Origin of the sequence: Flavobacterium sp. N1736 (assembly GCF_025947065.1) — a bacterium.
In the GTDB taxonomy this organism is placed as follows: domain Bacteria; phylum Bacteroidota; class Bacteroidia; order Flavobacteriales; family Flavobacteriaceae; genus Flavobacterium.
In genome coordinates, this window is the sequence record NZ_CP109994.1 from 1,538,080 (window position 1) to 1,550,493 (window position 12,414).

A 12,414-nucleotide genomic window follows, 5' to 3' on the forward strand; every position below is an offset into this window, starting at 1 on the left:
ATTAACTTAACCTTACTACAACTTACCTGAGTAAAGATCATTTCTAATTTATAAAACAAACTAAACCTTTCTTCATCTGAAATAATTATGCTATTTTGCAGTTTATAAAATTGTCAAACGGTACCAATGTTTATTCCCTTTGGATGAAGAAATTTGAAATTAAAAAAGCAGAATTGAACATTTGGATTGTTTTTCATAACGAATTTCCAAAATTCACCTGTCAGTTTGAAGATAAAAAGTTTAATGTAAGCAGGACAATAAATGGGCTTGATGATCCTATGGGCGATCCTAAAGAAGTAAAACTGCTTCAAAAAATGGAACAATGGCTGCTGCAATTCCATAAAGACAAAATCGCATAAATGGTTTCAACTACAACTATAATAAAAAAAGCTAAATCTTTCGATTTAGCTTTTTATGTTTTGTGATGTATGTAATACGTTTTAAATTCACAAAACGCATTGCTTATTCTCTATTCGGTTTAATTTGCATCAAACCATAATTTTGTTGTAAGCAGGTCTTTTCCCTGAACCGCTATTGCAGCCTGATAACTATTTCCGTTTAACGATTGTTCTGTACCCGGATAAAAGAAACGCGAAGGAATTTTACCGTCCAAAACCGTAGCCGGACCCGCTGTTAATACCGGATAATCAAGTCTTCTCCACTCTACAAAAGCATCAAGGCCTTGTCCGTAAAATGCAATCCATTTTTGAGTACCTATCGATTTAGCATAATTTGTTGCATCGTATTTTACCGTTGCCTGATCAAGGTAAGTAGCAATAGTTGTTGCGTTGGTAATACCAAATTGATTGAACGATGCCGTAATGGCATTTTTATAAAGCTGTTCTGCATCTCCTGCAATATAACCGCGAGCTACTGCTTCTGAAAGATTAAAAAGTGTTTCAGAATAAGAAGCAATTACAGCCGGTGAAGTCGAAGTCAGGAAATATGTACCCGGTTTTGATGTTTTAGCAAAACCCTGACTATTCGCATCACTATTTGATAATCCGTTAGCAGCGCCAACATATTTACCTACGGTTACATCTGATGGCAATTGCGCATAAACCGGTAAACGCGGATCTGCGAACTCATTTAATTTATCAACCATTGTTTTCGAAATACGGTAATCATCACGCGTTTCAAACCATGCCGAAGCCGGATTTTGCTGTGGCGAACTGATGTAAATAAACTGAAAAGTATCGCTATTGCTGCTCAATACTCCCGCAGCATCAGTCGTTGCATCAATCGCAGCTTGTTTTGCCAAAGCAGGTTCTTTGTCTGAAATTCTTAACGCGATACGCAAACGAAGTGAATTTACAAGTTTTTTCCATTTTGAAATATCACCTTTGTAAGCCAAATCACCAACAACAGCGCCACCTGATGTATTTAGTAAAGACTGCGCTTGTTTTAAATCTTCAAGTAATCCCGTGTATACTTCTTTTTGAGTATTATATGCCGGAGTTACTTTTTGACCTGCTTCTTTATAAGGAATACTTCCGTAAGCGTCTGTCAACAATAAAAATGTCCAAGAACGCAATGTAAGTGCAATTCCTTTATAATTTGAATTTGCCTGTTCAGCAGGGAAATTCAGAATCGTGTTCAAATCTGTAATTAAAGTTGCATATCCTTTATCCCACAAAGTAGTAAACGAAGTGTTCGACACATCGTATCTGTCCGGCTCTGTATATTGGATTTTAGCCCAATGCTGAGCAAATAATAAAGACGAGTCAAAGTTACTTGTTGACCCCCAGTATAAATCAGCGCCTTGTTTTAAGGATCCTGTTAACAGGTAAGGTGCCAACGGTGTTTCGGTTGCATTTGGATTTTTATTAATATCATCCAGGGCATCACTGCAAGATGTCAGTGACAATGCAAATAGAGTTATATAGGCTATTTTTTTTAGCATGATTCCGTGTTTTTAAAATTTAAGATTAACATTAAGACTGAAATTTCTGGTCGTTGGCAAAGCTAAACTCTCCAATCCCTGTGCATTTCCTGTAGTGAAAGCTGTTTCAGGATCAATATTAGGCGCATCTTTATAGATAAACAATAGATTACGACCAACGGCAGTAATACTTGCACCGTCTAATCCAAGTTTTCTAACAAATGCTTTATTAAAATTGTACGCCAGTTTTACTTCTCTAAGTTTTACAAAAGTTGAACTGTAAATATAAGCTTCGCTAATATTGTACGATGCTTTGTAATATTCCTGCGCACTAAGCACTGAAGTATTTGGAGTTCCATCAGCATATACACCGTTAAAAATCATTCCATCATCATAAACCACTGCTCCGCCCGGAACATTACCGCCAGAAACCAACGTTTTTGTAGTTCCGTTTACATAGTAATTTAATCCGCCATTTGCAGCATCACGCCCCGGAAGTGTTTGCTCTAATACTCCGGTATAAATACCAGTTCTGTTCGTTCCTGAAAAAAGTTCTCCGCCTACACTGGCATCAATAAGAAATGAGAATTCAAGATTTTTGTACGTCAATGTATTAGTAACACCTGCTAAATAATCAGGAGTATAATGTCCTAAAACCTTCTTCGTTGGGTCAGCTTTTGGCAAACCGTTAGCGCCTACAACAATGTTTCCATTGGCATCACGCAAATACGCAGTACCGTAAAGAGCTCCGTAAGCTTGTCCTACAGATGCTAAAACATCAACACCTCCAGAAGTACCAATCGTGTAGTTTTGAATCTGTTTGTCATAATCAAGAATCTCAACCTTACTTATATTCTTAGAATAATTTACACCAATATTCCATTTAAAATCCTCCGTTTGAACAGGAGTTCCGTCGAATTGAACTTCAATACCACGATTGTTTATTTTACCTGCGTTGATTAATTGGGTATTATAACCGCTTGAAGTTGTTGTTTTTATTTCTAAAATCTGATCAAAACTATTCGTGTTATAATAAGCTACATCAAAATGCAATCTGTTTTTCCAGAAAGAAGCCTCAAGACCAAGTTCTGTAGAACGTGTTGTTTCCGGTTTCAGGTTCTCATTAAGTTTTCTTTGAGAAGAAGTTTGAATCGGATTTCCGTCAAAAGCTGTTTGAAAATTATAAACCGTAGACAATTGATAAGGATCTGCATCGTTACCAACTTCTGACCATCCGCCACGTACTTTTAAGAAATCAAGCGTATTGCTTTTCAAATTTAAAGCTTCAGACAAAACTAAACTACCATTAACAGATGGATAAAAATAAGATCTGTTGCTGCTTGGCAATGTCGATGACCAGTCATTACGAGCCGTAAGGTTTAAATAAGCATAGTTTTTATACCCAAATTGTGCCGAAGCATAAGCGCTGTAAACTCTCAATCTTGATAATGTGTTTGATGACGTTAACGGATCTCTCGAATTTGTTAATGTATACAAATCAGGCACAGCCAAACGCGGTGCTTTTTGATAATTGTTTGCATCGCTGTGGTTACGAATATTGAATCCCGCAAGAGCATCTACAGTAAAATCATCGTTCAGTTTTTTAGTATATGTAAAAATACCTTCTGTATTTTGTTCGTTTACAGTATAAGCATCTTCTGCATACGACCCAAAAGGCGTTCCGTTTGTACCATATTTAATCGTGTATTTTCTTCTGTCGTTATAATAATCAACTCCTGTACGGAATTTAAAATTAAGACCTTCAGCAAGTTTTGCATCCAAATGAATATCACCAATTATACGATTACGCTGCTGGCTTGTCGTGTTATAATACGCATTCCAATACGGATTGCTGTAATAACTGTTATTCCAGTTAATATTTCTGTTATTTTTAAGATCATTAACATCAACCTGACGTCCGAACCAAAGAAACTGCAGCATAACACCTGCAGCACGTCCACCATTAGGACCACCCGGAAGCGCCGGAGCATTCGTAACTATATAGTTGGCATTTACACCTACTTTAATACCTTTTGTTATTTGATAATTGGTGTTAACCGTAAAGTTTGTTTTGTTCACTTCACTATTAGGCACAACTCCTGTTTGTTTTTGATTGTTTACACCAAGTCTGAAATCTGATTTTTCATCTGATTTCGCTACCGAAATACTATTATCATATGTAATACCAGTATTAAAGAAATCCTTTACGTTATCAGGATGAGCCACAAAAGGCACCGCTACCCCATTTGAATTAAATTGAGGAATAAGACGTCCGTCCATTTTAGGACCCCAGCTTTCATCAACACCATCATTAACACCGCCACCTTTACCGTCTACATAACTAAATTTTCCGTTAGATCCCTGACCAAAAGTATTTTGGTATTTTGGCAAAGTAGCAACCTGAGAAATCGTGATACCTGAACTAAAACTAATACCAAGACCTTTTTGACTTTTTCCTGATTTTGTAGTGATTAAAACAACACCATGCGCCGCACGAGATCCGTAAAGAGCCGCAGCATTTGGACCTTTTAATACTGTAATTGTTTCAATATCATTTGGATTTAAATCGGCAATTGCATTTTTAAAATCGCGGGAAGCACTCGCTCCTCCAACAGAACTCAATTGTGAATTATCTACCGGAACACCGTCTACCACAAATAAAGGCTGATTGTTTCCGCCAATAGAAGTTTCACCACGAATAATAATACGGGAAGATCCCATATCACCCTGCGAATTCGTGATACGTACTCCGGCTAATTTACCCGTCATACTATTTAAAAAGTTCGTTTCTTTTGTGTCTGACAATTCCCTGCCTTTAAGTGCCTGAGTTGTATATCCTAAAGATTTTTTTTCTTTTGTAATACCAAGTGCCGTTACCACTACTTCAGAAAGTGCATTTTGTTCCTGAGTAAGTTCAATAACAACCGGAGTTGTATTAACCACAACTTCTGCTTTTTTATACCCCATATAACTTACTATAAGTGTATAAGGCAATTTTTGTCCTGTCTGGAAGAAAAACTTCCCGTCAAAATCAGTCTGAACACCGTGGGTCGTTCCTTTAATGTTTATTGAAGCACCAATAATAGTTTCCTTTGTAACAGCATCTACCACTGTTCCTTCAAGTTTAGACTGTATTAATGGCGTAGTTTCCTGAGCTTTTACTCCTATGGAAATCAATAAAATACATAACCATATATAGCTATTTAATTTTTTTTTCATTACTTTGGTTTGGTTTAATAAATAAGGCGGGCCGAAAACGGATTTATTCCATTATCGCTTCCTTATAGAGAGATGAACAATTTCTTTAAGCTTCACCATTTCTGCTGCAACAGAAATGGTTTTTTTATTTATCTACACATTCGTTTTTTCATTTCTTTTTTTATTTGGGATTATTATTATTTGAATTTGTCTGTACAAGATTTGAAACTTTAAATCAAGTATTCATCTTGTTAAAAATTTGTATAAATTAGAGATTCAGATTTTTTTTTAAGCGATAAAATCATTCGGCTTAAATTGTAAATAATTCTTACCAGTTCAAAAATAAAATCTACCTGATAGGTTGAACCTCTGTGTTTTCAGCTTGTTTTTAAATTCTACCAGTTTGATAGAACAAAGGTAAATTAAATATTTTAACTCAAAAACTTTAATCGTTTTTTTTCCAAAAAAAATGTTAACTACATCGATTTCAAAAATTTAAATTTCTAAAACCAAGACAGTTAAAAAATATAGTTTTTTTTCTAGTGTGTAAGAAATTTTCTAATCTGAAAGGATTAAATTAGAAATAAGCAGCTAAAAAGTGCTTTAAAAATAAGAGAAAATGAGAATTTCTGGCGGGTTTTTAGCCACAGATTGCACAGATGAAAAGGATTAAAAATTAAAAAATTAGGACGGATTTTAATCCGTTAAAGGGTAGAAAAAAAATCCCATAAATCTGCGTGAAAAAAACACACAGAAGCCACAGCACTTAGTTCAAAGAATTGAAATTGAAATTGAGATTGAGATTGAGATTGAAATTTGAAATTCAAAATCTATTGCTTTTCAAAATAAAGATAACTCGTATTAGTACTTACATTACGTAATCTTATTTGCGAATTATTAAACTCAAACAACTTCCAGTTACTATTTAATTTACCCATTAAATCTGAACTAAAAGTTAATTTTAATTCCCTAACGCCGCTTTGCATAGAACTTTCCCATTGTCCCGTTTCGGTAATTGCGCCTTTGGTTGCCACTACAGAATAATCATTTTTAAAAACAAATGAATATCCGGCATACGAAGCCGTTTTATCAGAATCAACAAAAAAATACGGAATCTCCCAGGAACCATTTGTTATTGTTTGCACAAAGTTAAGCGATACAATATTATTTTCCGGACAATAATCAATCGCATATTTAATAGCATTTTCGAACTCTAAATTATTCGTAATCGATTTATTCTGAGAATTATAATCGGTAATCGAAATTGGATATTGTAAAGCAATATACTGACTGCTGTTCAGGTTTTTTATAAAATTAAAAAACGCCTGATCACTTATAATCGATACCGAACTTGCAATTTGGTTTGCGCTGTTATAGATATTAATTGTGATAGGATAATTGATATTTAGACCGTTAATTTTGGATAAAAGATCAGGATAATGATTCCAATAATCAATCAAAGCATTAAAATCAGATTCTTGCGGAATAAATTTTTCAACGTAATTATAGTAAACCATCGTTACCGGAAAAACTATTTTTACAACATCATCATCTGTAGTACTTGCGTTGATATTATCGATTACTTTTTGATAATCAGCAGTAGTATTTACAGCAATTGTTTCGTTGTTAACCGTAACCGTATATGGAAGTTTGATCGTACAATAACTAGAGCGGTCAATTACATTATCCTGCACCGTTTTAACCATTGCAACCCTTTGCAGATAAGTAGTTAACGGAGAGGTATTTGTAACTGTTCCCTGTGCCGTATTATCTTGCTCATCTATTTCATTTTGACAAGATAATAAGAACAATAAAACGACTATTGATAAATATTTTTTGAAAGCCAACATATTTATATTTTTACAAAGGTAAATAAAATTTTAGATTTAAGATTTCTGATTTGCTGTGTTGATTTCTTTTTGTGTATGAAATCTAAAATCATCAATCTAAAATCTAAAATCAATTAATTCATCTATAAAACAATCAGCTTTACTTTTACCCTACTTAAAAAAAAACAAATACTTTTGTTACGTACAAATTGAAAATCCAAATGCCAAATAAAACCGAATCAAATACTTGCGACGAAATAATTTTTTCGTCTTTTTTTAAAAGTCAGATAAAAGGGCTTCGAAATTTTCTTTTTTACAAGTTTGGCAATTTAGATCAGGCAGAAGATGTGGCGCAGGAAGCTTTTGTAAAACTTTGGCAAAACTGTGCTTCGGTACCGCTCGAAAAAGCAAAATCATATATTTATACGATTGCAAATAATAGCAGTCTCAACGAAATTGCACATCAGAAAGTGGTTTTGAGATATGAAAAAAACTTCACCGGTTTGGATAAAACAAATGAAAATCCAGAATATATTCTGGAAGAAAAACAATTTCAGAACAAACTTTTAAAAGCCATCGAAAACCTAAACGAGAAACAGCGCGTTGCCTTTTTGATGCATCGAATAGACGGAAAAAAATACAGCGAAATTGCCCTCGAGTTAAACATTAGCGTAAAAGCTGTAGAAAAACGCATTCATCTCGCTTTGTTAAGCTTGCGTAAAGAAATTGATATATAAAAGTAGGGTAAATTCAGTTCCAATTGTTTTAATTATATAGTACTATACAATGAAAAAAAATCGCTTATTAGCAAAATGGCTCAACAATGATTTATCTGCGGATGAATTAGCTGCATTTGAAGCAAGCCCCGATTTTGAAAAATACCAAAAGATCAAACAATATACAGATCATTTGGAGGTAGCCGATTTAGACGAAAACGCTATGTTGTCGAACATTCTTAAACAGAAAAAAGCGACTCCAAAAGTAGTTCCTTTATATAAAAAATGGGTATTTCAGGCAGCCGCAATCCTTGTTCTGGCTCTTGGAATCACCTTTGCAATGCAATATTTTGTGCATGAAACGCAAACGGCAGATTTTGGAAAAAGAACCAATTTTTCATTACCCGATAATTCTGAAGTAGTACTAAATTCAGGTTCTGAAATAAGCTATAAAAAATGGAATTGGGACAACAACAGAACTTTAGAATTAAAAGGTGAAGCCTATTTTAGGGTAGCCAAAGGCAAACGCTTTGAAGTGCACACAAATCTCGGTAAAGTAACCGTTTTAGGAACTCAGTTTAACGTTAAAGCCCGAAAAAACAGGTTTGATGTGATTTGTTATGAAGGACGCGTAAAGGTAAATTATGCCAATACTCAAATTTTATTAACACACGGACAAGGCGTTAGTTTTGAAAACGGAAAACAGGTTAAAGTCGAAGTACATACATCAAAACCGGAATGGATTGACAATCAAATTAGTTTTTATAAAGAAAATATCAGAACAATTTTAGACGAAGTTGAAAGGCAATATAATATAAAGATCGAATTAAATACCAAAGATACAATCTCCTTATTTACAGGAAAATTACCCGCTAAAGATTTAAATGTAGCCTTGCAGATTATTAGTACAACGTATCATTTAGAGGCTAAAAAAGTCTCAGACAATAAAATAATTTTTGACGAAAAATAAATGTTGCTCCCCAAACAATTTCATTTTTTGTTTTTCATAATTTTCCTTGTCCTGAACCTTAATGCTCAGGACAAAGGAAAAGGTATGCCTTTTAAAAAAATCATAAATGATATTGAACAGCAACATCAGGTTATTTTTAATTACACCGAAGATATTATTGGAGATCTGCAATTAAATCCGCCAAAAAAATCACTTTCTTTAAATCAAAAACTGCAATATCTGGCAAAAAAAACCAATTTGTCTTTTGAAAATATAGGAAACAGATACATCAATATTTATAAAAAAGAAAACCAAACCCCCATAATTTGCGGATACGTGTTTTCTTATCCGGATAATAAACCCATTGAAAACGCCAATATTCATTTACCAAATAACACGCAGATTACAACAGATTCAAACGGATATTTTGAATTTGAAAAAAGTGCAAAAAATATCTTTTCAATTAGTCACGTCGGATATATAAATCAGGAAGTTACGACCGATAATTCAGATTCAGGAAATTGTCTTCAGATACTTTTAGAACCTGAAATTACACAACTTGAAGAAATCAAAACCAATGCTATTCTGGCGTCGGGAATTTCTAAAAACAACGACGGTTCATTCGAAATTAAACCCAAAAAATTTGGTATTCTCCCCGGACTTATCGAACCCGATGCTTTACAGACGATGCAGCAAATTCCAGGTGTAAACAGTATCGACGAAAGTGTTTCGAGTATTAATGTTCGCGGCGGTACGCATGATCAGAATTTATTTTTATGGAATGGAATACGAGTGTTTCAAACGGGACATTTTTTTGGTTTAATATCCGTTTTTAATCCAAATTTGGCGCATACGATTTCTATTTATAAAAACGGAAGTTCGGCATTTTACGGCGAAAGTGTATCCAGCGTAGTCGCTATTTCTTCTACTCCCGAAACTGCAGAAAAAAACTCGTTTAGCGCAGGAATAAATATGATTAATGCTGATGTTTATGCAAAATACAATCTTTCTAAAAAAAGTTATATCGAAGTTTCGGCACGTAAATCGATTACTGATTTTGTAGAAACCCCTACGTATAAAGAATATTTCAATAAAGTGTTTCAAAACACGACCATCACTGATTTTTCAAAAAACCAAAATGTCAATTATCATAGTGACAAAAAATTTGGTTTTTACGATGCTACACTTAAATATGCTCAAAAAATTGGAACTAAAGATCAAATTGTACTCGATTTAATTACCATTAAAGATAATTTGGAGGTTTTTCAAAGTGCCACGGTATACGACATAAACCGATCGGAAAATAATGTTTTACGCCAGCAAAATTATGGCGGAAACTTGTCCTGGAAAAGAAACTGGAATAGCTTTAATACCACTAAAATCAATGTTTATAATTCGGCATACGAACTTTTGGCGAATCAAAATAATACCATCGACAATCAAATCCTTATTCAGGAAAATGTAGTAAACAATAATGGTATTAATTTAGAAAATAATCATATTATTACCTCTAAATTTAGTTTTAACGACGGATATCAGTATAACGAAATTGGTATTACGAATTTAGAGCAGGTAACAAATCCTGATTTCTATCGAAAAATTAAAGACGTGCTTAGAACTCACGCTTTAATCTTGGAAGGAAAATACAACGATACGCTTTCCAGAATTTATTTTAAGGCAGGAACACGAGTTAATTATATTGAAAAATTCAGGAAATATATTGTAGAACCGCGAATGCAATTTAGCTACGGAATCAATAAAAACCTGAATATTGAATTATTGGGCGAGTTAAAAAGTCAAAACTCCCAACAAATTATTGATTTGCAGAAAGACTATTTTGGTATTGAAAAAAGACGCTGGATTATCTCCAATAACACCACAATTCCTATTCAAAAAAGCAAACAATTATCCCTGAACTTATTCTATAAAAAGAATGACTGGCTACTTGATATAGAAAATTTTTATAAAAAAGTAAGCGGAATCACCACTTCAAGTCAGGGTTTTCAAAACCAGTTAGAGTTTGTTCGCACAACCGGAGATTATGTAGTTTGGGGAACAGAAATGCTGGTTCAGAAAAAAATGAATCATTTTCTAACCTGGTTGAGTTATACATATAACCATAATGATTATCATTTTTCTAATTATGAATACTCAAGTTTTCCCAACAATTTTGAATTAATGCACACTGTTTCGTGGGCAGGTATTTATGAAAAAAATAATTTTAAAATTGCATTAGGAACAAAATGGTCTTCGGGCAGACCAAAAACTTCTCCCGATCTTTCTCAAATCGATCTTTCAGATCCTATTTTGGTTTACAACAAACCAAACAATACCAATCTGCATATTTTTTCGCAGGTTAATATTTCCTCCACTTATAAATGGGATACTGAAAACGGAATTCAATACAAATTGGGAATATCTATCTTAAATATCCTAAACCGAAAAAATGAAATCAGCGAATATTACCGGGTAAGTTCGTTGACAAATTCTATCGAAGAAGTAGAAACATTTGCATTGCAAAGAACTCCAAACCTGAGTTTTAGAGTTTCATTCTAACCTTATTCCTACAAGGTTTACCATTAATTTTTTTCTTTCTTTTAATTTTTTTTTCAAAAATAACAATTCTTTGGTAGGGTAATCTGCACTAAAGCTGTTTTACTATTGAAACCTATTAAAAGAATAAAAATGACCTCTTTAAAAAAATCAATACCAGATCATCTGGCTTATTCTTATGACAGTTCATAAGATGTACTACGCCTTTTTTGCACCCGGATGCTCCATAAAATCAAGAATAAATTCTTGATAGCAAATTATTACAATACATACTTTATAAAACCATTAAAGTATATTTTTTCCCTTTTTCGATATTAATCTAATTTACAAAACAATGAAATTAAAACAAATCAAATTCGCTTTAGTTGCCCTTGCTGCAACAACATTTTTCGTAAGCTGTAGTAGTGATAATGGTGGCGACACTCCAGAACCTCCTGTTACTCCGGAAGTAAAAATGGACGTTAAACTTGCTACAAGCCCTACATTAGGTTCTTACCTTACAGATAAAGACGGAAGATCGTTATATTTTTTCGCAACAGATGCAAACGGACAAGTTTCTTGTACCGGAGGATGTGAAGCAGTATGGCCTCCATTTAATGTAGACAATTTAACAGCTGATAAATTAGGCGCAGGATTAGCATTATCAGATTTTGGAACTGTTACTAACGCCTCTTCAAAAAAACAATTAACCTATAAAGGATGGCCTTTGTATTACTATGCGCCAGGTACAGGTGATGGATATGGCAACATAACCAATACTCCGGAAGCGGCTGGTCAAACCACAGGAGACGGAATTAACGGTACTTGGTTTATAGCAAAACCGGACTATTCTATCATGATTGTAAGAAGCCAGCTTTTAGGACATGATGGTAAAAACTACAAATCAGATTATACTGTTGGAGATGGACAAACTACCTATTTTACAGATGCTAAAGGTTTAACATTGTATACTTTCAAAAATGATAATTTCAAGAAAAACAACTATACAAAAGAAGATTTTTCGAACAATGCTGTTTGGCCAATCTATGAAACAGATAAAATTGTAGTTCCTTCACTTCTTGACAAAACTAAATTTAGTGTTATCACCGTATTTGGTAAATCTCAATTGGTTTACAATGGCTGGCCTTTGTATTATTTTGGACAAGATGCCAACGTAAGAGGCGCTAATAAAGGAATTAGTTTCCCTGCTCCTGCCGTTTGGCCAGTACCGGTAAGAGATATACCTCTGGCGATATAAACTTATCTAATACCCTACTATTTCAAATTAGTCCAAATTCTATTGGACTA

General features: G+C 33.8%; 8 protein-coding genes. 5 read left to right on the top strand and 3 right to left on the bottom strand.

Annotated elements, in window-relative coordinates; translation table 11 throughout:
* Positions 1-143: 143 nt before the first annotated feature.
* Positions 144-359 carry a hypothetical protein gene (locus tag OLM54_RS06720; protein WP_264537819.1) on the top strand — a complete coding sequence of 72 codons (216 nt, stop codon included), beginning with the start codon at positions 144-146 and terminating at the stop codon, positions 357-359.
* A 119-nt stretch (positions 360-478) separates the two neighbouring features.
* Here the strand turns inward: OLM54_RS06720 and OLM54_RS06725 are convergent, their stop codons facing one another.
* The 3 genes from OLM54_RS06725 to OLM54_RS06735 form a co-directional block, all read right to left on the bottom strand.
* Positions 479-1,903: a SusD/RagB family nutrient-binding outer membrane lipoprotein gene (locus OLM54_RS06725; protein ID WP_264537820.1), complete on the bottom strand. Its 1,425-nt coding sequence runs from the start codon at positions 1,901-1,903 to the stop codon at positions 479-481.
* A 12-nt stretch (positions 1,904-1,915) separates the two neighbouring features.
* Positions 1,916-5,101 carry a SusC/RagA family TonB-linked outer membrane protein gene (locus tag OLM54_RS06730; RefSeq protein WP_264537821.1) on the bottom strand — a complete coding sequence of 1,062 codons (3,186 nt, stop codon included), beginning with the start codon at positions 5,099-5,101 and terminating at the stop codon, positions 1,916-1,918.
* An 809-nt stretch (positions 5,102-5,910) separates the two neighbouring features.
* On the bottom strand, positions 5,911-6,930 hold the full coding sequence (locus tag OLM54_RS06735; RefSeq protein WP_264537822.1) for a hypothetical protein: 1,020 nt from the start codon (positions 6,928-6,930) through the stop codon (positions 5,911-5,913).
* A gap of 200 nt (positions 6,931-7,130) precedes the next feature.
* On the opposite strand from OLM54_RS06735, the gene OLM54_RS06740 reads away from it, so the two are divergent.
* From OLM54_RS06740 to OLM54_RS06755, 4 genes are all read left to right on the top strand, one after another.
* On the top strand, positions 7,131-7,646 hold the full coding sequence (locus OLM54_RS06740; RefSeq protein ID WP_264537823.1) for an RNA polymerase sigma factor: 516 nt from the start codon (positions 7,131-7,133) through the stop codon (positions 7,644-7,646).
* Positions 7,647-7,695: 49 nt separating this feature from the next.
* Positions 7,696-8,595 carry a FecR family protein gene (locus OLM54_RS06745; protein WP_264537824.1) on the top strand — a complete coding sequence of 300 codons (900 nt, stop codon included), beginning with the start codon at positions 7,696-7,698 and terminating at the stop codon, positions 8,593-8,595.
* 27 nt (positions 8,596-8,622) lie between these two features.
* A complete protein-coding gene (locus OLM54_RS06750) occupies positions 8,623-11,130 on the top strand; it encodes a TonB-dependent receptor (protein ID WP_264537825.1) in 2,508 nt (835 codons plus the stop codon).
* 331 nt (positions 11,131-11,461) lie between these two features.
* The gene (locus OLM54_RS06755) at positions 11,462-12,364 is read left to right on the top strand and encodes a hypothetical protein (RefSeq protein WP_264537826.1); all 903 of its coding nucleotides are present in this window, start codon (positions 11,462-11,464) and stop codon (positions 12,362-12,364) included.
* Positions 12,365-12,414: the final 50 nt, after the last annotated feature.

What these genes read in the sequence shown, in the direction of transcription:
- OLM54_RS06720 (WP_264537819.1), top strand. Translation starts at nt 144, where the DNA reads ATGAAGAAATTTGAAATTAAAAAAGCAGAATTGAACATTTGGATTGTT.
- OLM54_RS06725 (WP_264537820.1), bottom strand. Translation starts at nt 1,903, where the DNA reads ATGCTAAAAAAAATAGCCTATATAACTCTATTTGCATTGTCACTGACA.
- OLM54_RS06730 (WP_264537821.1), bottom strand. Translation starts at nt 5,101, where the DNA reads ATGAAAAAAAAATTAAATAGCTATATATGGTTATGTATTTTATTGATT.
- OLM54_RS06735 (WP_264537822.1), bottom strand. Translation starts at nt 6,930, where the DNA reads ATGTTGGCTTTCAAAAAATATTTATCAATAGTCGTTTTATTGTTCTTA.
- OLM54_RS06740 (WP_264537823.1), top strand. Translation starts at nt 7,131, where the DNA reads ATGCCAAATAAAACCGAATCAAATACTTGCGACGAAATAATTTTTTCG.
- OLM54_RS06745 (WP_264537824.1), top strand. Translation starts at nt 7,696, where the DNA reads ATGAAAAAAAATCGCTTATTAGCAAAATGGCTCAACAATGATTTATCT.
- OLM54_RS06755 (WP_264537826.1), top strand. Translation starts at nt 11,462, where the DNA reads ATGAAATTAAAACAAATCAAATTCGCTTTAGTTGCCCTTGCTGCAACA.